The 21,731-nt window shown below is 71.2% G+C and carries 18 protein-coding genes; 6 read left to right on the top strand and 12 right to left on the bottom strand.

The window, feature by feature from the left end:
• Window positions 1-11 precede the first annotated feature (11 nt).
• From N2652_05960 to N2652_05950, 3 genes are all read right to left on the bottom strand, one after another.
• On the bottom strand, window positions 12-1,238 hold the full coding sequence (locus tag N2652_05960; protein MCX7818739.1) for an aminotransferase class I/II-fold pyridoxal phosphate-dependent enzyme: 1,227 nt from the start codon (window positions 1,236-1,238) through the stop codon (window positions 12-14).
• A 77-nt stretch (window positions 1,239-1,315) separates the two neighbouring features.
• Complete coding sequence (locus N2652_05955) at window positions 1,316-2,929, bottom strand: glycosyltransferase family 39 protein (protein MCX7818738.1); 1,614 nt, start codon at window positions 2,927-2,929, stop codon at window positions 1,316-1,318.
• A gap of 662 nt (window positions 2,930-3,591) precedes the next feature.
• Window positions 3,592-5,001 (bottom strand): BNR repeat-containing protein, encoded by a 1,410-nt coding sequence (locus N2652_05950; GenBank protein MCX7818737.1) that lies wholly within the window; start codon window positions 4,999-5,001, stop codon window positions 3,592-3,594.
• A 121-nt stretch (window positions 5,002-5,122) separates the two neighbouring features.
• Between N2652_05950 and sppA the strand changes: the two genes are divergently transcribed.
• On the top strand, window positions 5,123-6,160 hold the full coding sequence (gene sppA, locus N2652_05945) for a signal peptide peptidase SppA (GenBank protein ID MCX7818736.1): 1,038 nt from the start codon (window positions 5,123-5,125) through the stop codon (window positions 6,158-6,160).
• Between the two features lie 13 nt (window positions 6,161-6,173).
• Here the strand turns inward: sppA and N2652_05940 are convergent, their stop codons facing one another.
• On the bottom strand, window positions 6,174-7,556 hold the full coding sequence (locus tag N2652_05940) for a hypothetical protein (GenBank protein ID MCX7818735.1): 1,383 nt from the start codon (window positions 7,554-7,556) through the stop codon (window positions 6,174-6,176).
• A gap of 93 nt (window positions 7,557-7,649) precedes the next feature.
• Between N2652_05940 and ileS the strand changes: the two genes are divergently transcribed.
• A complete protein-coding gene (gene ileS, locus N2652_05935; protein MCX7818734.1) occupies window positions 7,650-10,805 on the top strand; it encodes an isoleucine--tRNA ligase in 3,156 nt (1,051 codons plus the stop codon).
• A gap of 656 nt (window positions 10,806-11,461) precedes the next feature.
• Here ileS and N2652_05930 read toward each other — a convergent pair.
• From N2652_05930 to N2652_05900, 7 genes are read right to left on the bottom strand one after another with little or no spacing between them, the layout of a single operon-like run.
• On the bottom strand, window positions 11,462-12,328 hold the full coding sequence (locus N2652_05930) for an HAD hydrolase-like protein (protein ID MCX7818733.1): 867 nt from the start codon (window positions 12,326-12,328) through the stop codon (window positions 11,462-11,464).
• Window positions 12,325-13,899: a hypothetical protein gene (locus tag N2652_05925; protein ID MCX7818732.1), complete on the bottom strand. Its 1,575-nt coding sequence runs from the start codon at window positions 13,897-13,899 to the stop codon at window positions 12,325-12,327. The genes N2652_05930 and N2652_05925 overlap by 4 nt, the downstream gene beginning before the upstream one ends.
• On the bottom strand, window positions 13,887-14,834 hold the full coding sequence (locus tag N2652_05920) for a dihydroorotate dehydrogenase (GenBank protein MCX7818731.1): 948 nt from the start codon (window positions 14,832-14,834) through the stop codon (window positions 13,887-13,889). Before N2652_05920 ends, N2652_05925 begins: the two co-directional genes overlap by 13 nt.
• On the bottom strand, window positions 14,831-15,541 hold the full coding sequence (locus tag N2652_05915) for an FkbM family methyltransferase (protein MCX7818730.1): 711 nt from the start codon (window positions 15,539-15,541) through the stop codon (window positions 14,831-14,833). Before N2652_05915 ends, N2652_05920 begins: the two co-directional genes overlap by 4 nt.
• Window positions 15,538-16,335, bottom strand: coding sequence for a dihydroorotate dehydrogenase electron transfer subunit (locus N2652_05910; protein ID MCX7818729.1), 798 nt, complete (start codon window positions 16,333-16,335; stop codon window positions 15,538-15,540). Before N2652_05910 ends, N2652_05915 begins: the two co-directional genes overlap by 4 nt.
• A complete protein-coding gene (locus N2652_05905) occupies window positions 16,332-17,540 on the bottom strand; it encodes a glycosyltransferase family 4 protein (protein ID MCX7818728.1) in 1,209 nt (402 codons plus the stop codon). Before N2652_05905 ends, N2652_05910 begins: the two co-directional genes overlap by 4 nt.
• Window positions 17,537-18,664: a glycosyltransferase family 4 protein gene (locus N2652_05900; protein ID MCX7818727.1), complete on the bottom strand. Its 1,128-nt coding sequence runs from the start codon at window positions 18,662-18,664 to the stop codon at window positions 17,537-17,539. The genes N2652_05905 and N2652_05900 overlap by 4 nt, the downstream gene beginning before the upstream one ends.
• A gap of 83 nt (window positions 18,665-18,747) precedes the next feature.
• On the opposite strand from N2652_05900, the gene hisB reads away from it, so the two are divergent.
• From hisB to hisA, 3 genes are read left to right on the top strand one after another with little or no spacing between them, the layout of a single operon-like run.
• The gene (gene hisB, locus N2652_05895) at window positions 18,748-19,338 is read left to right on the top strand and encodes an imidazoleglycerol-phosphate dehydratase HisB (GenBank protein ID MCX7818726.1); all 591 of its coding nucleotides are present in this window, start codon (window positions 18,748-18,750) and stop codon (window positions 19,336-19,338) included.
• Window positions 19,339-19,345: 7 nt separating this feature from the next.
• The gene (gene hisH, locus N2652_05890) at window positions 19,346-19,981 is read left to right on the top strand and encodes an imidazole glycerol phosphate synthase subunit HisH (protein MCX7818725.1); all 636 of its coding nucleotides are present in this window, start codon (window positions 19,346-19,348) and stop codon (window positions 19,979-19,981) included.
• Window positions 19,978-20,712 carry a 1-(5-phosphoribosyl)-5-[(5-phosphoribosylamino)methylideneamino]imidazole-4-carboxamide isomerase gene (hisA, locus tag N2652_05885; GenBank protein ID MCX7818724.1) on the top strand — a complete coding sequence of 245 codons (735 nt, stop codon included), beginning with the start codon at window positions 19,978-19,980 and terminating at the stop codon, window positions 20,710-20,712. Before hisH ends, hisA begins: the two co-directional genes overlap by 4 nt.
• Window positions 20,713-20,725: 13 nt before the next feature.
• Here the strand turns inward: hisA and rnc are convergent, their stop codons facing one another.
• Window positions 20,726-21,448, bottom strand: a complete 723-nt coding sequence (gene rnc, locus N2652_05880) for a ribonuclease III (GenBank protein MCX7818723.1) — start codon at window positions 21,446-21,448, stop codon at window positions 20,726-20,728.
• 44 nt (window positions 21,449-21,492) lie between these two features.
• Here rnc and N2652_05875 point away from each other — a divergent pair.
• A partial coding sequence (locus N2652_05875) for a hypothetical protein (GenBank protein ID MCX7818722.1) occupies window positions 21,493-21,731 on the top strand: 239 nt, incomplete at its 3' end.

The following is a 21,731-nucleotide window of genomic DNA, read 5'->3' as shown; positions in this document are numbered from 1 at the left end:
GGCGCCACTCCCTAGAACCACAGCCGCGCGGCGCGCAGCCGGCGGCCGAGCTCGTCGAGCACGCGCGACTCGTCGGCCTCGTCTCGCGCCTCGAACGTCGCAGAGAATCGCAAATACGCGCCGACGTCGTCCCACGGCACGGTGGAGACGGAGTGCTCGCGAATCAGATACTGCGAGGCCTCCTCCGCGGTCGCGAAGCGGGTGGGCCCCGCGCCGCGCGGTGCGCGCACGTACAGGTAGAACGTGCCGCCCGGCATCTGCGCCTCGAAGCCGGCGCCGCGCAGCACCTCCACCAGCCGCACCAGCCGGCGGCGGTAGTGTTCGCGGATCGCCTCCGCCAGCGAGAGGTCGGCGATGCCCGCGCAGGCGGCGCGCTGGATCGCTTTGAACTGGCCGGAGTCGGTGTTGTCTTTCACCTCCGCAAACGCCTGCACCGCGCGGGCCGGCCCGGCGACAAACCCCAGCCGCCAGCCGGTCATGTTGTAGGACTTGCTCATCGAGTGCAGCTCGATCGCGCACTCGAGGCCGCCGGGACGCGAAAGGATCGATCGTCGCGGTTGGTCATAGACGAGCGTCGCGTAGGCGGCGTCGTGCACGATCAACACATTGTGGCGGTGGGCGAATTCGATGAGCCGGTCGAACAGTTCGTCCGTCGCCGCCGCGCCGGTCGGATTGTTGGGATAGTTCACGTAGAAGAGCTTCGCCGCGTCCGCATCCGCCGGCGCGATCTCATCGAGGTCCGGGTGGAAGCCGTTCTGTTCCCGGAGCGGCACCGGCACGATGCGCGCGCCGAGGTATCGCGCGTGGGTCGCCATCACCGGATAGCCGGGCACGGTGGCGAGCACCACGTCGCCCGGGTCCACGAAGCACAGCGGCAACATCGCGAGCGCGGACTTCGAGCCGATGCTGTGGTTGATGTGGCGGTCGGGGTCCAGGTCGCGCACGCCGAAGAACTCGGCCATGTAGCGCGCGGCCGCGACGCGGAACTCGCGGATGCCGTTGTCCGCGTAGCCGCGGTTGGCGGGGTCGTCCACCGCCAGCTTCAGCGCCTCGCGGATCGGGGCCGGCGCGATCTGGTCTGGCTCGCCGACGCCAAAGTCCAGCAGCTCCACGTTCGGCCGCGCCGCGAGCGCGGCGGCCTTTGCGCGCTTGATCTTTTCGAACTTGTAGATCGCGTTCGATTCGCCGAACGACGCGCCGCCGATGCGCCGTGCGAAACGCGATTGCAGATCAAACATGTTCGGGTCTCCGGTGCCGTGTACGAGCGCCCGATGCTACCCGGCCGGCGGCCTGCTGACGAGCCGGGCGGCGCTGCTCAGCGCGGCGCGCGGAGGGTGGCGGGGGCGCGCAGGTAGGCCGCCACGCGATGCGCGCGATGGCGGACCTCGCAGAGCGGAGCGGGCCTGTCCGGGAACCGCTGGGCATGGTCGGTCGCGGCCACGACGACCACGTCGCCGGGTGCGGCCGCCGCCCACGCGGTCTCGAATGCGGGCGCGGTGCGAACGGGCCGGCCGAGGTGGAACTCGAGTGCACCGTCATCGTCGCCGGCGACCCAGACGGTCGTCTCCGCGCTCAGCCGCTCCGCGAGCCGGTTCGCAAACGGTACCAGGATGTGTTCGTTTTCGATCCATGGTGCCCAGGGGCCGCTCAACGTCAGCGCGGCGAGCAAGATGCCGGCGAGCGCGGCCGGGGCGGGGATGTGGGGCGCGTGCTCGGCGGCGCGCCAAGCGGCGGTGCCGGCCACCGTAAGCGCAAGGCCCAGTGCAATCGCGGTGGGCCAGCCGGCGGCGCGCAGCGCGGGCGCCGCGACCGCGGACACGGTGCCGGCCAGCAACAGCGTGAGCGCGATCGCGCGGCCGTAGAACGTGAGCGCCCCCGCCGCACGCCGGGTGCGCACGCGGGCCGCCCAGCCGCCCAGCGCCAGCGCGGCGGGCGGCAACAGCAGGGTCGTGTAGTGGATCTGTTTGTTGCGCATCGCGGAAAGCAACAACAGCGCCGCCAGTAGCCAGCCGGCCAGCAACGCCTCGCGCGCGCGTCCGCGTACCCGGCGCGCCAGCCGCGCGAGCGCGGCCGGCAGTGCCAGGCTCCAGGGCGCCAGCGCGGCCGGCAGCGCGTAGAGGTAGTAGAACCACGGGCCCGGATGAGTCGGCCGGCGCATGAGCGCGGACATTTCACTGGCGAGGGCACGGCCCGCCGCCTCGCTCGCAGGGCCGAACAGCGCCACCGCGTACCACGGCAGCGCGAGCGCGGCGGCGCCGGCGATCGCCAGGAGCAGGCCCTGGGCGAGGCCGCGGCGTAGCGGCGCGTGCAGCGCCGCCGCGGAGGCCGCCGTCAGCAGCAGAATCGCGGGCGGCGCGGGGCTTTTGGCCAGCATGCCCGCGCCTGCCGCCGCGCCCGCGGCCAGCCACCACCACCACGCTCGCGGGGGAGCGCGCAGCGCATGCCCGGCGCCGAACACCGCCGCGGCGGTCCAGAATGATTGGGCGATGTCGCCCTCCGCGCGGAAGCCAAACCGCAGCATCGCATATGACCCGGCCGCAAACGCCGTCGCCAGTGCCGCACCGCGGCGTCCCACCAGCCTCCGGCCGCCCGCGTAGATCAGCGCGAGCAGCCCCAGCGCGAACGCGAGGCCGGGAAGCCGCGCGATCGCTGCCACGCGCGTCGTCCTCGCCGCCCGATAGGTCAGCGCGGTCAGCCAGTACATCAACGGCGGCTTTTGGTAGCGCGGGGTGCCGCGGTACTCCGGCCGCAGCCACCCGCCGGATTGCGCCATCGTGCGCGCGGTCAGCGCCACGCGCAGCTCCTGCTCGCGACACAGCGGCATGCGCGCCGCGCTCACACACAGCACCACGCCGCTGGCCAGCAGCACCGCGAGCACCGCCAGGGTCTCGCGGCGGAGGCGGCGGCGACGCGTTCGTGCTGCGCCCATGCCCCCCACCATACCGAACGCGACCCGCCCTCGCGAGCGGTGGCTCCCGCGGGGGGATACCATCGCCGCGCTTGGCCGCGCCAAGCGCTGTGCGCAGCGCGCCGGTGCAACGGCGATGGCATCCGATGCGGTGGTCTCCCCCACCGGCCAGCCCGTTCCGAGGATCAACCGAGCGGACCCGAACGTATCGTCGAGCGAGGGCTCCACGTTTCGCCGGCCGGTGCGGATGACCGCGCCGCGCGGGCGTCTCGCCAGCGGCTCTAGCACCTCCGCGAACGCCCTCTGGCCGGTGGCCGACGGGCGGCGACGCCGCGCCGGAACGGTTCGTAGCCGGTGAGCGCCGGCGGCCAGTCGTCGTTGCCAGACTGTGCGCCCCGCACACCCGGCGGCGCGGCGAGCGCACCGAGTTGCGAGGGGAGAACCGGCCGGGAGAGCACCGGATCGCTCGCCGGTGCCCACGGGATGGCGCGCGCTGGGGCGGACGGGGCGTCGCGAGAGACCTGCGCGTCAACGATCGCCGGGGCAGAGCCTGCCGGCGGCCTCGGAGAAGCGGTGAGGTGAGCGCGCCGGGCGTGCCGCCCAGCTGTTTGCCGCGGCGGGAGTCTCCAAGGGTTGGACGTGCCCGGCTGTTCGCGTTCCAAGGATTGGACGCCGCGGCGCGATCAGGGTGTGACCGGCATCGGCTCCGGCTCCGCAAACTCGCCGGACATCACGGGCGGCAAGCGCCAGACGCGCGTGCCCTCTCGGTCGGTGAAGTACAGATGCGATTCGGACGGTTCGCGCCCGTGGCCGTCGGCCCAGATCGCGTAGAAGTCCGGGTGGGCGTGTAGCGGGCGGCGCGCGTAGTTGTGGTTGCGTGGGCTGCCACGTGTCAGTTCGCGGATGCGGCGCCACGTTGCGCCGCGGTCGGTGCTCACCCACATCGCCATTTCGCCGCCCGGATTGTAGCGCTGGGGGCCGGGTTCGGTCGGGCCGATGATCCGCCAGGTGCCGTCGGGCTCGAGGTAGAGCGAGCCGTGGTCGTAGTTGTTCAGCGAGCGGGTGACGGGATGATGGCGCCACTCGCGGCCGGTCCAGACCGCGACCCACCACTGCCGCGGATCGTTGGCGGGGCCAGGCTCGTAGCCGGCGCTGGTGAGGTAGAGCACCACGGGGCGGCCGTCGGTGTCGAACGCGAGGTCCTTCAGGTAGACCAGCCGGCGGTCGCGCCGCGAGTCGTAGACGAGCGCGGGATTGTCCGGCCGGGTGAGCGGAAGGTCGGCGGTGCGCCCGTCGGCGGTCTGCCAGGAACGGCCGAAGTCGCGGGTTTCCAGGTAGTACAGGTTTGCGCGCGCGTTGAGGCCGACGGGTTGCGGGTGGTAATCGAAGGCGGTGGCGATGCGGCGGCCATCGCCCCAGCTGATCTGGTAGTTGCCCTGTTCGATCGCGGCCAGCAGCCGCGGCTCCGCCCAGCTGCGGCCATCCGGGCTGGTGCTCCAGAAGAGGCAGCGGATTGCGGCGGGGCTGATCTCGCGCGCGCCGCGGTAGCGGGTGTGGAGAAAGAGGAAGCCGTCACCCGGCACGTACCACGGCTGTGGATAGGAGAAGTTCGTGACCGCCACCCGTTCGAACTCGTCAATGGAGTACGGGCGGCGGCTGCGGTGGATGAACGCGGGCCGGGCGGTGCCGTGCGCGGCGGAGAAGATCCAGAGGTGGCCGGCGGCGTCCACGGAGAGGACGGGGTTGTCGTGCGCGTCGTCGGTGTGTTTGTTGAGGAGGATGCGGGGGCGGGGCACGCGGCCGGTTTCGTGGTCGAAGTATGAGATCATGTGCAGCAGTTCCTGGCGGTCGCCGGGGGCGCGGGCGGTGGTGCCGCCGTACACGAAGAAGGTTTTGCGGACCTCGGCGCAGTAGATCGCGATCGGGACGTGCTGCTGCGGATAGGTGGCCATGCCGCCGCTGTACTTGTAGCGGTACTCGTCGCGCGTCGGCTGGTTGAAGTACCAGATACCGCGGTAACCGTCGTCGGTCGGCAGCGGCGCGGCGGCCAGCGCCAGCGCGGCGCACATCCGGCGGTGGGTTGCGTTGGGCATCGGGTGCAGGCGTTCCGGCTTTGCATGCTACCGCGGGAGGGCAGGGGCGGAAAAGCCGCGGCCTGCGGCGCTCGCGGCCGGGATTGCGCCGCGGGTGCGCGCGGCGCATCATGCGGGTGCGATGAACACAGAAATCTCTCCCCCTTCGCCGGCGGTGCCGCCGGGTCAGCCGCCGCCGCTGCCGCGACCGCGCCGCTGCTGGTTGCCGTGGACGGTGGCGGTGGTCGCGGTGGTCGCGCTGATCGTGGTTGCAGGCCAGCGACGCGTCGCCGAGCTGGCCGGTGCGCCGGCCGCTCGCTGGATCGGGCAGCGCGGCGGGGAGGACGAGTTTCCGCGGCTGCGCGAGCGCTGGTCGTACGGCTCCGGCACGACGAAGGTGGCGTGCATTCGGCTGGATGGGCCGATCTTCCGCGGTTCGGTTGGGTTCTTTGCCGGCGGCGACCTCGTGGAGAGCGTGCTGCGGCAGATCCGCGCGGCGTCGAACGACGAGCACGTGCGCGCGATCCTGCTGGACGTCAGCTCGCCCGGCGGTGCGGTGACGCCCTGCGACGAGATCCACGCCGCGCTTCGGCGCTTCCGCGAATCGCGCGAGGACCGCCGCGTGGTCGCGCTGGTGCGGGACCTGGCCGCATCGGGCGGCTACTACGTCGCGGTCGCGGCCGACCGGATCGTCGCACAACCGACCGCGATCGTCGGGTCGATCGGCGTGCTGTTCGAGAGCCTGAACTGGCATGAGCTGGCGCGCAAGCTCGGGGTCGACGCGGCGGTCGTGAAGTCGGGCGAAAACAAGGACCTGATGAACCCATTCCGGCCGGTGGACACCAACCACCTGGAGATTCTGAAGCGGATTGTGGACGACTGCCACCGCCGGTTCTGCGAGCTGGTGGCGAAGGGGCGCAACCTGCCGGTGGAGGAGGTGCGCAGCTTGGCGGACGGGACGGTGTTCACCGCCGCGGATGCGCGCGCGCGGCGGATGGTTGACGAGATCGGGTTCTGGGAGGAGGCGGTCGCGGCCACCGCGCGGGAATTGGGGGTCGAGACGGTGCGGGTGATCCGCTACGAAGACCGTCCGCTCTTTCTGCGCGAGCTGTTCGGTGCGACGGTCGGCCCCGCGGCCCGCCGTCTGGGTCCCCAGTTGCTGATGCTCTGGGCGCCGTGAACGGTGGGCGGGGTCAGCCGGCGGCGCAGCAGCCGAGCGCGTGTAGGATCGTGTCCAGCACCGCGCCGGGACCGCGCGCGGCGGGGAGGTTGCGCAGCAGTTCGGCGGCGCGTGCGGGGGGCACGAGCCGGCCGACCGTTTCGTAGAAGTTGTTGCGGTCGGCCCGTGACGCAAACGCTCGTGCGGACCACTCGCCGGTGTAGCCCAGGCCCGCGTGCCGGAGCAACACGGTGTGGCCGTAGACGATGTGTGCGCCGCGCACGAAGTGCGGCAGCAGCGGGCGCAGCTCTTCGGTGTGGAAGTCGTCCACGAACTTGTTGCCCGGGCTGTTCATTTCGGTGCCGGCGACCAGGAACATCTCCCGCGCGAGCGCCGCCTCGACGATCCGGCGCAGGTTGCGCAGCTTCTCGTCCAGCACGCCGGCGCGGTAGTTGCGGTCCGGGATGATGTTGACGCCGGCGGCGCCGCCGGCCAGGTGCAAGTCGAGCAGCTCATCCGGCGAGCGCTCGCCCGGCGAGGTGCCGTCGAGCCAGGTGGCCAGCGGGATCGCGCCGGCGTCCAGGAAGAAGCGGTTGGTCTGCTCGATCGTCGGGAACGAGCCGCTGTCGGGCTTCACGTAGCCGACACCGCCGGCCTTCATCGTCACCGCGCGGATCCGGTTCTGCAGCGGCACGCCCTCCGGCGGCTCGAGTTCCGAAGCGTCGCAGCGGAGTTTTTCGCTCCAGAAGGCGATCAGCGAAGCTTCCCCGCCGAAGAGGTGGCGGGCCTTACGCGCGTAGGCGAGGCAAATGTGCCGCTCGGTCGCGTTGCCGGCCGGCGTGAGCGGTCGCACGTCGCGATCGTAGTCCAGCTCGACCGGCGACAGGTACGCGTTCACGCGGCGCACCAGCTCGCGGTTGCGCCGTTCGGAGATCTCGCGTAACCGCCGCAGAAACGGTCGCAGCGCGGCGGGCACCTCCGAGGCGGCGAAGCCGATTCCCATGTGGTAGGCGATGCCGGGCTCGCCCGGTGAGTTGATCTCGTGCGCGGCGAGGGCGGGCACGTACACGCGGCACTCGAGCCCGGCGGTGGTGCGCAGGTCGAGGATCGCGCCGGCGGCGAGCATCTCGTCCACACCGTCGAGCACGTCGAAGTCCACGATGCCGGCCGCGTGCAGTCCGCGCTGCAGCGCGAGCCACGCGATCTGCGAGGGGGTCCAGCCGTTCGGGTTGTAGGAGTAGCAGGTGTGGTAGTGCAGATTCACCCAGCCGGTGTCGGGCGGGCGGGGGCGCCGGCCGGAGGCGAGCTCCGCGCCGGCCCGTTCCAACGCCGCGCGCCGACGGCCGGGATCCGGGTCACCGAGTGCGGCGGTCAGGTCGTCCGCGCCCGGCGCGGCACCTTCGGGTCGGTTCATCATCGCGGTGAACTCCGAGGCCGCGCATGATACTTGAAACCTTCGCCCTCGAAAACTAGGCTCCGCTGATCGCTTCGTTCAATCGAGGACCCAACGATGCTGGAGCCGGTGTCCAACAAGGTTTCGTTTCCGCGCCTCGAGGAGGACATCCTGCGGTGGTGGGCGGAAGCCGATGTGTTTCGGCGCTCGCTCGAACAGCGGCGCGGCGCGCCGGAGTACGTGTTCTATGACGGCCCGCCGTTCGCGACCGGCCTGCCGCACTACGGCCACCTACTGGCCGGCACGATCAAGGACATCGTGCCGCGCTACCACACGATGCGCGGCCGCTACGTCGAGCGGCGGTTCGGTTGGGACTGCCACGGGCTGCCGATCGAGGCGCTCGCGCAGGAGCGGCTGGGCCTCTCCGGTGCACGCCAGATCCTCGAGCGCGGTGTGGACGTGTTCAACGAGACCTGCCGCTCGATGGTGCTCACCTACACCGCGCAGTGGCGGCAGATCGTCACCCGAATGGGTCGCTGGGTGGATTTCGACAACGACTACAAGACGATGGATCTGCCGTTCATGGAAACGGTCTGGTGGGTCTTCAAGCAGCTCTGGGACCGCGGCCGCATCTACCGCTCGTACCGGATCATGCCCTACTCGTGGAAGCTCTCCACGCCGCTGTCGAACTTCGAGGCGGGGCGCAACTACCGCGACGTGCAGGACCCCTCGATCACGGTGCGGCTGCGTGTGCGCAGCGGCTGGTCGCCGCCCGCGGAGGCCGACGGCGCACCCGTCTATCTGCTGATTTGGACCACCACGCCCTGGACGCTGCCCGCCAACCTCGCCGTCTGCGCCGGCCCCGACATCGAGTACGTCGCGGTGCTGGACCGGCAGGAGGGCGCGGTGTACGTGCTGGCCGAGTGCCGGCTCAATGTCGTGTACCGCTCGCCGCACGAGTATCGCGTGCTCGCCCGTTTCCCCGGGCGCGAGCTGGCCGGCTGGACCTACGAGCCGCCCTTCCCCTGGTTCGAAGGGCGGCCGGGTGCGTTCCGGGTGTTGACCGACCCGTTTGTGTCCACCGATGAGGGCACCGGCATCGTCCACATGGCGCCCGCCTACGGGGAGGACGACTTCCGCGTCTGCCGCGCGGCCGGCATCGAGCTGGTGGACGTGCTCGACGCGGAGTGCCGCTTCACCGCCGCGGTGCCGGACTACGCAGGGCGCTTCTGCAAGGACGCCGATGCGGACATCATTCGCCGGCTCAAGCGCGAGGGTAAGCTGGTGCACCAGAGCACGATCGTGCACAGCTACCCGTTCTGCGAGCGCACCGACACGCCGCTGATCTATCGCGCGATCGAGGCCTGGTACGTGCGCGTGGAGGACCTGCGCGATCAGCTGGTCGCCAACAACGCCGGCGTCCACTGGGTGCCCGCCGCGGTCGGCGAGAAGCGCTTCGGCAACTGGCTGCGCGAGGCGAAGGACTGGAACATCAGCCGCAACCGCTTCTGGGGGTCCTGCATCCCGGTGTGGATCGCGGAGGACGGCTCCGATGCGATCTGCGTCGGCTCGATCGCAGAGCTCGAGGCGCTCTCGGGCGTGCGCCTGACCGATCTGCATAAACACCACGTGGACAAGGTCACGTTCGTGCGCAACGGCAAGCTCTATCGCCGCACGCCCGAAGTGCTCGACTGCTGGTTCGAGTCCGGCGCGATGCCCTGGGCACAGCAGCACTACCCGTTTGAACGAGCGGAGGAGCTCGACCGGTTCTTCCCCGCCGAGTTTATCGCCGAAGGGCTCGACCAGACCCGCGGCTGGTTCTACACGCTGCTGGTGCTCTCCACCGCGCTCTACGGCCGCAGCGCCTATCGCAACGTCATCGTGAACGGGCTGATCCTCGCCGAGGACGGCCGCAAGATGAGCAAGCGGCTGAAGAACTATCCGGACCCGTCCTACATCATGGACACCTACGGCGCGGATGCGCTGCGGCTGTATTTGATCTCGTCGCCGGTGGTGCACGCGGAGGACCTGTGCTTTTCGGAGCAGGGCGTCCGGCACGCGCTGCGCGAACTGTTGATTCCGATCTGGAACGCGCTGGTGTTCCTCACCACCTATGCGCGCGTGGACGGTTGGCGCCCCTCCGCCGCCGACGCCGCGGTGCCGCGCAGCCGGCTCGACCGCTGGATCCTCAGCGCGCTCGACCGCCTGACCCAGGAGGTGGTCACCGCGATGGACGCGTATGATCTGCAGGGGGCGGTGCGCCCGTTCCTGCGGTTCACCGACGAGCTGACCAACTGGTACATCCGCCGCAGCCGCCGCCGCTTCTGGAAGTCCGGCGACGATCTCGACAAGCGCGCTGCCTACGCGACGCTCTACGAGGTGCTGCTGACCTTCAGCCGCATCGCCGCGCCGTTCATCCCGTTCATCAGCGAGGCAATCTGGCGCAATCTCCGGTCCGACGACCTCCCCGAGTCCGTGCACCTGTGCGACTACCCCGTCAGCGACGGGTCGCGGCGCGATCCGAAGCTCGAACGGCAGATGGACGACGCGATGGCGGTCGTCTCGCTCGGCCGGCAGATCCGGCGGCAGCACGATCTGAAGGTCCGGCAGCCGCTCGCCGCGATGTACGTGGCCGGCGGTGATCCGGAGCGCCTGGCGGCGCTCCGGGAGGTTCAGGAGCTGATCGCGGACGAGCTGAATGTGGACGCGGTGCGGTTTGAGACGGACACGCGCCTGCTCGCCCGACTGCGGGCGAAGCCGAACTTTCGGCTGCTGGGGCCCCGCCTCGGGCCTGATCTGCCGCGCATCACCGAGGTGCTGCGAAACCTCGATGACGCAACGATCGAGCAGATCGTGCAGGGCGGCACGCTGCAGGTGGAGACCTCGAAGGGGCCGGTGGAGCTCGGCGCGCAGGAGATTTTGATCGAGCGAATCCCGCGAGAGGGGATGGCGGTGGCGGCGGAGGGCGAGTGGGTGGTCGCGCTCGACACGCGCCTCACGCCCGCGCTGATTGCGGAGGGCCTTGCGCGCGAGTTCGTGAACCGCGTGCAGAACCTCCGGAAGGACGCCGATCTGGACGTTGCGCAGCGCATCCGTGTGCGGTTTGTGGCGGACGAGGCGATCCGGGAGGCGGTGGAGCGCCATGCTGACTACATCCGCGCCGAAACCCTCGCGGTGGATCTCGCGTACACCGGCGCGGCGGTCGAGGGGGCGGGAAAGGATGAGCTCAACGGCCATCCGTGCCGGATCGAGATCGAGCCGGTTGAGACGTGAGGAGGTTGTTCGGGCGACCCGTGGTCGGCGTTTCGCCCCGGGCATGCGCGAACCTTGCCCCAGCCCCCCGTCCCGCGCTCACCCGTGCGGTCGTGCCTTGGCAAAGTGTCGCACGCCGCGCGAGACCAAGAGGGGCTGCCCGCTTCTGGCCGCAGAGGCGTAAAGACCGTAAACCGCCCATGCGCCGGAAGGGCAACCTCTCGGTTGCCCGTAAACGGGCACGCGGGAGCGTGCCCCTCCAGCGGGACCGAGAAACCGAGGGGGTTTGGAGGGCGCGGTTCCACCCGCGCCATCGCGGGTTGGATTTGGGGACGCCGTGGAAGGCGTCCCTCCAAGGGGCCGTGATCGTCCAGCGGCCGCGCAGCGGAGGAATTTTGGAGGGCGCGGTTCCACGCGCGCCGTCACGGATTGGATTTGGGGACGCCGTGGAAGGCGTCCCTCCAAGGGGCCGTGATCGTCCAGCGGCCGCGCAGCGGAGGAATTTTGGAGGGCGCGGTTCCACCCGCGCCGTCGCGGATTGGATTTGGGGACGCCGTGGAAGGCGTCCCTCCAAGGGGCCGTGATCCTCCGGTGGGCACGCGGGCGCGTGCCCCTCCAGCGGGCCGCCGAACGGAGGGATTTTGGAGAGCGTACCAGGCGAAGACCTGCGGGACCTCTTACAGCCAGCTCGGCTGCGACGGCAGCGCGCGCTCCAGCTCGAGCGCGTGGGCGGTCTGCTCGGCTTCTCCGTAACCGCCGGCCAACCACAGCGGCCAGATCTCGACCCGAAACCGCCGCCAGGAGTCTTCCTCCCGCCCCGGCACAATCGGATAGAAGCGCGCACCGCACACCCGCGCCGCCTCGAGATCGCCGGCGGAGTCGCCGAGAAGCAACGTGCGCTCTGGTGGAACCCCGAACTCGCGCATCGCCCGCTCCAACTGCCCGGGCTTGGGCCCGATCTCGCTGCCCCACAGGCGATCTACGTACCGCGCGAGATCCGCGCCGCTCCATTCGCGGCGGATCTGGTCCAGCGGCGCCTGCGATACGACGACGCGCCGGACCGCGTCGTCGCGCAGCTCGCGCAGCGCGATCGCCGCCTCCGTGAAGGGCGGCACCGCGGGCAGCGCCGCGAGCCGGGCACTGACCTCGGTGGACCAGCGAAGCGCACGCGAGAGTTCGCCAGTGGGATCCCGACGGGCGGCGCGGGCCAGCGCCTCGTTTGACCGCGCGCCGCCTTCGGTGAGGTACTGGCGCAGTGGGGCGGCGGACGGCACCTGGATACCGGTGGCGCGGACCTCGGGCTGGTTCCGAAGCGCATCCAAGATTTCCGCGAGCAACACGAACCGGTGGCCACCGCGCCAGCGGCTCTCCAGATTGAAGAAACGGACGACGCGCTCCGCCGCCTCTGGGGCGCGCTGCAGGCCGTAGTGCTCGATGATCGTGTCGAGCATCACCCGAAACTTGAGCGGCATGTTCGGAAACACCGTGCCGTCGGAGTCCAGCGCCAACAGCCGCGGGCTGGGGGAGGGGAGGCGGGCGGTCACGGCGTGCGCTCGGTGGGGGGCGACGCCGCGCGAGGGGCTTCGCCGGGCGCCAGCAGCGCGGCGAACTCAATCCGCCATCGCGCATCCTCCGTGTCCAGCGTCATCTCCAGTCGGTCGAGTTCGCGGAGCACGTCGAGCGACGGGATCGCTGCCAGCAGCGCTGCGCGTTCGCGCTCGGATCCCTCGGGGTCGGAGACGGCGCGGTACAATACGTAGGCGGCGACCGCCAGTCGCAAGGTGGAGGCGAGCGCCGCGCCACGTGCGGAGGCGCGGGGGCGTCCGTCGGCCGGCAGGGCGGTCGCGGGCGCCGCGACAACGGCGGACTCGGCGGCGAGCAACGTCTGCAGCGTCTCGGCGGAACCGGCGAGCGTCAGCCAGCCATCCGCCCAGCGGTAGGCGAGCCCGCTGCTGCCTAGCCATCGCCGCAGCGGACCGCCCCCCGCGCTTTCAATCACGCGCAGCTGTGGCGTGCGGGGCGCCGGCCCGCGGATGAGGCCCCACTGCGAGGCGGCGTTCCAGCGGTCGAAGAGTTCGTCGAGCTGCCGCTCAAACGCAGGAAGGTCGGCCAACGGCATGGACAGGATCACACCCGGCACGCGGATCCCGAGCAGCCGGCCCGCGAGCGGTTCATCGTGGAGGGTGAGAATCCAGGGGGAGCCGGTGGCCGAACGCAGCAGGGCGCGGAGCTCGGAAAGCCAGCCGGCAGGGCGGTCGGGCCACCACCGATCCGCAGCTTCGGGTGGCAGGATGAGCGTGGCGGCGGCGTGATCGAGCAGCGCCGCGACCAGTCGCGACGGGGGAGGGGCGGACGCGGCGGGTGAGCCTCGAGGCGGCGGTGCCAGTTCCCAGCCCTCGATGTGCGCGGTGCCGCGGATCCGCGCTCCGTCGAGGCTGTCGAGCTTGATTTCGATGAGGTCGGGGCCGGGGCCGCGGCCGAGCTGAACGAGCAGCAGGTCGGAGTCCGGCCGCCCCTGAAGGCGCACAGAATCGGGGGAGCGCGGTGTGGTGCCGTCGTAGGCATCGAGCAAACGGGTCATGTCGGCGGGGCGGGGGCTCAGACAGGCGAGCAGCAGGCCTTCTTCGAGCGCGATGGAGAGGAACGGTCCATTGGTGCCGAGCCGGCGGGGCCAGAGCCAGATGGTTCGGCCGCGGTGATCGGCGTAGCGTCGCCAGCCACGGATCCAGCCGGCGTGCAGTGCGATCCGCCATCGCCAGGCGGCGCCGCCGAGCCAGGCGGCCGCCCCCACCGTGGAGGGGTCGCGATCGTGCAGGTCGAACAGCCACACCTCGCGCGAGCCGAACCGCCGCACCCAGGCGGCGGTCTCCTCGCTGGCGAGCAGTTCGGACCATTCCGGTGGGGGGGCGCCGGCGAGCCGGCCGGCCAGATCGGCCAGCGGGGAGCGGCGGATCTGGTGCCAGCGCGCGGCGGGGGCGCGGTGGCGGCTGATCCAGCGCGCGCCATAGGGGACGGCGCGGGCGGGGGAGGCCGGCCGGTACGGTACGTGTGCGATCCAGGCCGCGGAGGCGGCGGCCGCGGCGATCAGCGCGGCCGGCCGGCTCAGACGCCGCACGGCGGGCCCTCCAGCCGCAGAGAACCGGTCAGCTCGGCGACGGAGCGCAGCCGGTGACGGACCAGATACTCGCGGATGCCCTGCACCACGTTCAGCGCGGTGCGGGGCTCGGTGAAGTTCGCGGTACCCACCGCCACCGCGCTGGCGCCGACGATCAGGAACTCGATCGCGTCGGCTGCATCGCGGATGCCGCCCATTGCGATCGTCGGAATCCGCACCGCCTGCGCCGCCTCCCAGACGAGCTTTACCGCGATCGGGTGAATCGCTGGGCCGGTGAGCCCGCCGGTCACGTTGCCGAGGATCGGCCGACGGGTTTCGATGTCCACCGCCATCGCAGGAATCGAATTGATCAGCGAAATCGCGTCCGCGCCGCACTCCTCGGCGGCGCGCGCGAACGCGGCGATGTCGCTGACGTTGGGCGCCAGCTTCGGGATCACCGGGCGGCGCGTGGCGGCGCGGACGCGGTCCAGCACGCGGCGGAACATGTCGAGGTGGACGCCGAACGCACGGCTGCCCTCCTTGACATTGGGACAGGAGACGTTGATTTCGTAGGCGTGGATGCCCTCTGCGCGGTCCAGCGCGCTGACCACTTCGCCGTACTCGTCGACGGTGTGGCCCCACACGTTCACGATCACCGGCGTCGGCACGCGGCGGAGAAACGGCAAATAGTCGCGCAGGAAGCCCTCGACGCCGGGGCCGGGCAGACCGATCGCGTTGATCAGGCCTGACGGGGTCTCGACGGTGCGGGGCGGCGGGTTGCCGCGGGTCGGCTGGAGGCAGATGCCCTTCACCACGATCGCGCCGAGCGCGGCGAGGTCCACCAGCTCCGCGTACTCGGGGCCGTAGCCGAACGTGCCCGAGGCGACCATCACCGGATTGCGCAGCGTGAGGGGGCCGAGCCGCACGGCGAGCGAGGGGGAGGTCTCGGCGTTCATCGGGCGGCCTCCGCCGGATCGCGTCGGAAGCAGAACTCGAGGCCGCGGGGGCTGATGTGTGCAACCCGGTAACCCGCGCCGCGCAACCGCGCGATTGCCGTGAGCGTCCAGTCCATCGGCACAGAGGGGAAGTTGTGATGAAACTCGACGAGGAGCTGGATGGGGCGGGCGGCGGCGGGCATCTCCACAAGATCCGCGATCACGCGGTATTCGCCGCCTTCGATGTCCATTTTCACCAGGTCCACACGCGGGTGGCCGAGCTCGCGCATGAGCGTGGCGAGCCGGCGCACCGGGCCGCGCGCGGCAGGGGCGGCGGGCCGGGCACTGCGGGGGACGGGGGAATAGTCTGGCGAGTCCGGCCGCCGCGGCGCGTAGAAGGACTGTTCGCCGTCGAAATCGGCCAGGCCGACGGCGTGGAAGTGGAAGCGAGGCGGCAACGACTGCGTGGCGATCCAGTCTCGGGCGGCCGGGGTGGGGTCGAACGCGTGCACTGTCGCGCCGAAGTGATCAATGATCCAGAGGTCGAATCCGATGTGCCGGCCGACGCCGAAGGAGTAGATTGCGCTGGCTGCGCCCAGGCCCCTGGGCACCAACGCCCAGGCGCCCCGATCGGGACCGGCATGCACGACGGGTTCGTCGAGTTCAACGCGCACGCCGTGCCGCCACAGCTGCCAGCGCCGCCACGCGTCGCGCAGCGGCGCGCTCATGGTGTCTCCTCCCAGACGATCTGGCGGCATTCGAAGACGGGCCCTTCGCGGCAGACGCGGGCCCACGTCCAGCCCCCGGGCTGGGAAGGGTCGCGCACTTTTTGTACGCAGGTGAGGCAGGCGCCGACACCGCAGCCCATCGAGCGATCGAGGGACAACCACGCGGTCCAGCCGCCGGCGATCGCGCGGTCGCCGACCGCGCGCAGCATGCCGTTGGGGCCGCACGCGAAAAACTCCGGCACCTGCGCGTCCCGCTCGGTCTGCAGCCACAGGTCGAGCGCGTCGGTGACGAGGCCGCGGAGGCCGAGCGAGCCGTCCTCGGTGGTGACTCGGACGGTCCAGCCGAGCGCCTCGAACTCCGGCACGCAGAGTACGTCCACTGCGCGGGCGCCGCCGACGAAGACCAGACCGCCGCGCCCGCACTCGCGGGCCAGCAGGTAGAGCGCCGCCATTCCGTAGCCGCCGGCGACCAGCACCGGCAGATGCTGCGCCGCGGGTGTTGGGAAGCCGTGGCCGAGCGGCCCCAGCAGGCCGACGACCGCGCCGGGCCGCAGTTCGGTCATCGCTCGGGTGCCGCGCCCGACCGGTTTGTAGAGCAGCTGAAGGTGATCGCCGTCGGTGCGGAAGACGCTGAACGGGCGGCGGAGCAGCGCGTCGGCGGGGGCGGGCAGGCGCACGTGCACGAACTGGCCGGGGCGCACCTGCGGGGCGATCGCGGGCGAACGCAGCGTCAGCCGCCGATAGTCACCGGCGTCGGGCGTATGCGCCACCACGATGGCGTCTTCGAGCGTCATCGGCGCGAACCCGGCGGAGTCTGCGGGGCGGGCGCGGGGTCGTCAATCCGCATCGCGTCCCGATACACCTCGAGGGTTTCCCGCGCGGTACGTTCCCAGGAAAACTGCGCGGCGCGCTGCAGTCCGCGGCGGCGCAAGTCGTCGGCGAGGGTGCGGTCGGTCAACACGCGGAGAAGCGCCGCCCCGAGCGCATCGGGATCGTCCGGTGGCGCGTACACCGCGGCATCGCCGGCGACCTCGGGCAGCGAGGCGCGGTCGGAGACGACGACGGGTGTGCCACAGGCCATCGCTTCGAGCACGGTGAGGCCGAATCCTTCATACAACGACGGCAGGGCGAACACTCCCGCCGCGCGATAGGCCGTCGCCAGCTCCGGCCCGGACACATAGCCGCGCCACTCGACGGCGTCGCCGACGCCCAACCGTGCCGCCTCACGCTCGGGTTCGGGGTAGCGAGCGTCGGGCGGCCCGATGACGATCAGCCGAGCTTCCGGGAGGCGCGCACGCACGCGGGCGAAGGCCCGGATCATGCCGACGAGGTTTTTGTACGGGTCGCGGCGGCCCACATAGAGGATGGTGGGGGGGCGGGCGGTGGGGGAGGCGGTGGCCGCTGCGACAGCGGAGAAGAGCGGGTCGGCGGCCTCCGGCACCACGCGGACGCGTGCGGCGATGTCAGGACCGAGTGTGCGGGCGACGTCGGTGGCGGTGGTGCGGCTGGGGACGATCACCGCGGCGGCGCGCCGGGCGCCGGCGCGCAGCAGCCACCGGAACAGGAGTCGCCAGCGGTTTTTCCGCGCGCGGGGGGTGAAGTGCGGAAACAACAGCGGGATGAGGTCGTGGATGGTGATCACGGCGCGGGGCCGTGGGCCGCGCCGGGCAACGGCCGCCAGCGGAATGAGCCAGTTGGGGGAGTGGAAGACCTGCACATGCTGGTGGCGCAGCCAGCCGCACAGGCCGAGCTGACCGGCCGGGTCGAACGGTGTCCATCGCACCGTCCGCGGCGAGAGGTTCGGCGGCGGACGCCAGTCGTCCCGGGCGGCGCACTCGCGCTCCATCACGGCCGCATCGCAAAACAGCGCGATGAACTCGATTTCCGGCGCGACGAGCGGCAGGTGGCGCAGCAACTGTCGGGTGTAGAGGCCGATGCCACTGATCTCGCGGAAGATCCAGCGCGCGTCGAGCACGGCGCGGCGCAGCGGCAGGCTCATCGGTGCCCCTCCGCGACCGCCCGATACACCGCCCAGGTCTGCCGGGCAGTTTGCGCCCAAGAGTAGCGGGCGAGGTTGCGGTGGCCGCGCTCGACGAGTGCCGCGCGCAGCTGGCGGTCGCTCAGCACCCGTCGGATTGACGCCGCCCACACGTCGGCCTCGAATCCGGGGACGATCAGCGCGCCGTCGCCGCAGACCTCGGGCAGCGAGCCGCCGGCGGAGACCACCACCGGCGTGCCGCAGGCCATCGCCTCGAGCGGCGGGAATCCAAAGCCCTCATACAGCGAGGCGCAGACGAACGCCTCCGCTCCGGCGTAGAGCGCGCAGATCTCCGCGTCATCTGCCGGCTCCAGATGGCGGATGCGCGCGGCGCGCGGCGAAGCCGCGATGCGGGCCGCGGTCGCCGCCCACTTCCAACCGGGCCGGCCCGCGAGCACGAGGTCCCCATCGAAGTCGGCGAGGTGCTCGAAGACCTCGACGAGGAACGCGTAGTTTTTTCGCGGCTCGAGCGTGCCGACGGAGAGCAGGTACGGGCGGTCGAGCCCGCGCGCGGCCCGTGCGCGGGCGATCGCTTCGTCGGGTGGGCGGGCGAAACCCTCCGGCGCGGCCAGCGGCACCGCGACGACGCGCGGCGCGGCGGCGGGCCACTGTTGTCGGATCTCGTCGGCGATCGTATGGGAGTCGGTGAGGATCGCGTCGGCGCGGGCAACTGTCTGCTGGATGTGTGCCCGCAGATGGCGGAGGTTCCGTTCTTCGGTCGTCTCCGGGTGGCGGAGGAAGGAGAGGTCGTGGATGGTGACGACGCTGCGGCCGCGGTGGAGCGGAGGGCGGAGGAAGTTCGGGAAGTGGAACACGTCTGCCGCGCCGGCGAGCCAGTCGAACGGCGGCCAGCGGAGCCAGCTCCAGGCTTTTTGCACGACACGGCCGGGCAGCCAGCGGAGCCGGCGCAGCGAGGTGCCGGCCGGGGTGGGGCATCGGGCGCGGCCGCGGAAGTCGAAGCAGAAGAACCGCAGGTGCGCGTCGGGCGGTTGTTCCCGCGCCAGATGGGTCGCGAGGCAGGCGACGTACCGGCCGACGCCGGCGCGCTGCGCGATCGCGGCCTGGATGTCGAGACAGACCCGCATGGCGCACATCCTACCGGTGGGCACAGGGGCGGCCAAGGAGCGCGCTGTTGCCGGCGCGGGTCGCCGCGCTATAGTGGGGCCCCATGAGAGCGCGCCGGGCTGAGGTGAGACGGCAGACCCGCGAGACCCGCATCGAGGTGGTGCTGGATCTCGATGGGGAGGGACAGGCAGAGGTAGACATTCCGCTGCCGTTTTTGCAGCACATGTTCGAGCTGTTCGCGCGGCACTCGCTGTTTGATCTGCGGCTGCGGGCGCGGGGTGACCTGGAGGTGGACCACCACCACACGGTGGAGGACATCGGGTTGGTGCTGGGGGAAGCGCTCGACCGGGCGCTGGGCGACCGGGCGGGCATTGTGCGGTATGGGCACAGTGTTCTTCCGATGGACGAGTCGCTGAGCCTGGTGGCGGTGGATCTCGGGGGCCGGCCGTATCTGGTGTACGAGATCGCGAATCGGCGCCGGAAGATTCTGGACTTCGACCTCGGGCTGATCGAGGAGATGCTGCGCGCGTTCTCGACGCGAGCGCGGATGAATCTCCATGTGGTGCACCTGTACGGGCGCGATCCGCATCACGCGTACGAGTCGGTGTTCAAGGGACTGGCGCGGGCGCTGCGGATGGCCTGTGCGCTGGATCCGCGCGAGCGGGGGGTGCCCTCGAGCAAGGGGCGCATCTAGGCGGCCGATGATTGGCGTCATCGACTACGACATGGGCAATCTCGGCAGCGTACTGAACGCGTGCCGTGCGCTCGGTCTGAGCGCGCAGGTGCTGGACGGCCCGGAGGGCGCGGCGGCGTGTCGCGCGCTGGTGTTGCCGGGCGTTGGCGCGTTCGGCGACGGCTTGCGGCAGTTGCGTGAGCGGGGGTGGGAGCCGGTGCTGCGCGAGTGGATTGCGGCGGACCGGCCGTTCCTCGGGATTTGTCTGGGGCTGCAGGTGCTGTTTGAGTCCAGCGAGGAGTCGCCTGGCGTGCCGGGTCTGGGTGTGCTGGCGGGCGAGGTGCGCCGGTTCCGGCTGCCGCCCGAGCTGAAGGTGCCGCACATGGGATGGAACCGAGTTCGGGTGGAGGCGCCGGGCGCGGAGCTGTTCGAGGGCATTCCGGACGGTGCGCACATGTACTTTGTGCACTCGTATTATGCGTGCCCGCTGGACGCGACGGTCGTTGCGGCGCGCACGGACTACGGCGTGACGTTTTGCAGCGCGGTGCGGCGGGGGGCGCTGTTTGCGGTGCAGTTTCACCCGGAGAAAAGCCAGGCGCACGGGCTGCGGCTGTTGCGCAATTTTGCGGCGGCAGCGGGCGTCGGGCAGGTGGGCGCGCCGTGAGTCCGCTGGTGGTGCTGCCGGCGATCGATCTGCGCGGCGGCCGCTGTGTGCGGCTGCGGCAGGGACGCGCGGAGGATCAGACCGACTATTCGGCCGACCCGGTGGCGGTCGCGCGCGAATGGGTCGCGCAGGGTGCGCGCTGGCTGCATGTGGTGGATCTCGACGGCGCGTTCGAGGGCCGGCCCGTTCACACCGCGCTGATCGGGGAGATCGTCCGCGCCGCGGGGGTGCCGGTGGAGGTCGGCGGAGGGCTACGCACCGACGCGGACATTGAGGCGACGCTCGCGGCAGGTGCGGCACGGGTGATCCTGGGCACCCGCCTGCTCGAGTCGGGCGGCGAGGCGTCGCGTCTGGCGCGGTGGCTGGGGGATCGTTTGGCGGTGGGGCTGGACGCGAACGAGGGACGGGTGCGGGCGCGCGGGTGGACCGCCGAAACGTGCTGGTCGCTGATCGAGGCGGCGCGACGGCTCGAGGGGGAGGGCGTCCGCTGGCTGATTGTCACCGACATCGGGCGGGACGGCATGCTGGGCGGCGTCAACACGGCAGCCGTTGCGGAGGTCTGCGACGCGGTGCGAATCCCGGTGATCGCCTCGGGCGGCGTCGCGTCGGCGGAGGATGTGCGAGCGCTGCGCGGTCTGAACCGCGGGAACCTCTGGGGTGTGATCGCTGGGCGCGCGCTCTACGAGAAGACCGTGTCGCTGCCGGAGTTATTGCAGGCGGCGGAGCGCTGAGCGGAGGGGAGGCTCAGCGGTCGCTAGGGCGGCGGGGAAGCTGGCGGGGTAATGCTCGGAGCGCGGCGAGTGCGGCCTCGTGTTCCGCGGACTTCTTGCTGGGGCCCGTGCCGCGGCCGCGGGGCTCGCCGTTGATGCAGACCTCGACGACGAACTCGCGCGCGTGCATCGGTCCGCGTGCGTCCACCACGTGGTACTGCGGGGAGGGCAGGCCCTGCTGATGTGACCACTCCAGTAGCGCTCCCTTCGGATTGTCCCAGTGGGTCGAATCGAGCGCGATGGGGAGGCAGGGCAGCACGCACCGCTCGAACACGTGCTGCGCGGCCTTGATGCCGCCGTCGAGAAACACCGCGCCGATCAACGCTTCGGCGGCGTCCTCGAGGATCTTTGCGCGTTCGCGGCCGCCGGCCATTGCCTCGCCGCGGCCGAGGCGCAGCTGGCGGCCGAGATCGAGCTGGCGCGCAACTGCCGCCAATGTCGTCGAGCGGGTCAGCCGGGCGCGCCGCTGGGTCAGTTCGCCTTCCGAGAGGTTCGGGTATTTCGCGTAGAGCCACGCGGAGGCCAGCAGCGAGAGCACCGCATCGCCGAGAAACTCGAGGCGTTGATTGTCGGTGGTGACGCCCCGCGTTTCGTGCCGGTACGAGGGATGGGTGAGCGCGGCCTCGACCAGCTCGACGCGACGGAAGCGGTATCCGAGGGCCCGTTCCAGTTCGCGATAGGGCCGGCGCCCGAACATACCGTGAGGATGCGCGGGCGCGGCGCGAATTTCAACGCGGCGCGGTGGGTGAGGTGGGCCGGTTGCGCGGGGCGGCGACGGCGGTGTATGAGAAGGCGGCGATGAGCAGCCGGGCGGCGATTCCGCGAGACATCCCCTTTGCGCCGGAGGCGCTGCGGCGGGCCGCGCGCGGTTCGCTGATGACCGCGCTGTTGCTGCGGCAGATCGAGATTCTGCTGGGCGACGTCACGAACCTGCGCTGTCTGGACATCGGCGGGGACGGGTGGGCGAGCGCGCTGCTGCG

Source organism: Kiritimatiellia bacterium (assembly GCA_026417735.1).
Classification (GTDB): domain Bacteria; phylum Verrucomicrobiota; class Kiritimatiellia; order PWTM01; family PWTM01; genus CAACVY01.
Note: the sequence above shows the minus strand (reverse complement) of the source record. Positions and strands in the feature narration are given on the sequence as shown.

Coding starts and splice junctions, on each gene's coding strand:
- sppA (MCX7818736.1), top strand. CDS start 5,123: ATGAACACAGAAATCTCTCCCCCTTCGCCGGCGGTGCCGCCGGGTCAG.
- N2652_05920 (MCX7818731.1), bottom strand. CDS start 14,834: ATGAACGCCGAGACCTCCCCCTCGCTCGCCGTGCGGCTCGGCCCCCTC.
- N2652_05910 (MCX7818729.1), bottom strand. CDS start 16,335: ATGACGCTCGAAGACGCCATCGTGGTGGCGCATACGCCCGACGCCGGT.
- N2652_05940 (MCX7818735.1), bottom strand. CDS start 7,556: ATGATGAACCGACCCGAAGGTGCCGCGCCGGGCGCGGACGACCTGACC.
- hisH (MCX7818725.1), top strand. CDS start 19,346: ATGATTGGCGTCATCGACTACGACATGGGCAATCTCGGCAGCGTACTG.
- N2652_05960 (MCX7818739.1), bottom strand. CDS start 1,238: ATGTTTGATCTGCAATCGCGTTTCGCACGGCGCATCGGCGGCGCGTCG.
- N2652_05950 (MCX7818737.1), bottom strand. CDS start 5,001: ATGCCCAACGCAACCCACCGCCGGATGTGCGCCGCGCTGGCGCTGGCC.
- ileS (MCX7818734.1), top strand. CDS start 7,650: ATGCTGGAGCCGGTGTCCAACAAGGTTTCGTTTCCGCGCCTCGAGGAG.
- N2652_05900 (MCX7818727.1), bottom strand. CDS start 18,664: ATGCGGGTCTGTCTCGACATCCAGGCCGCGATCGCGCAGCGCGCCGGC.
- N2652_05905 (MCX7818728.1), bottom strand. CDS start 17,540: ATGAGCCTGCCGCTGCGCCGCGCCGTGCTCGACGCGCGCTGGATCTTC.
- rnc (MCX7818723.1), bottom strand. CDS start 21,448: ATGTTCGGGCGCCGGCCCTATCGCGAACTGGAACGGGCCCTCGGATAC.
- N2652_05955 (MCX7818738.1), bottom strand. CDS start 2,929: ATGGGCGCAGCACGAACGCGTCGCCGCCGCCTCCGCCGCGAGACCCTG.
- hisB (MCX7818726.1), top strand. CDS start 18,748: ATGAGAGCGCGCCGGGCTGAGGTGAGACGGCAGACCCGCGAGACCCGC.
- N2652_05915 (MCX7818730.1), bottom strand. CDS start 15,541: ATGAGCGCGCCGCTGCGCGACGCGTGGCGGCGCTGGCAGCTGTGGCGG.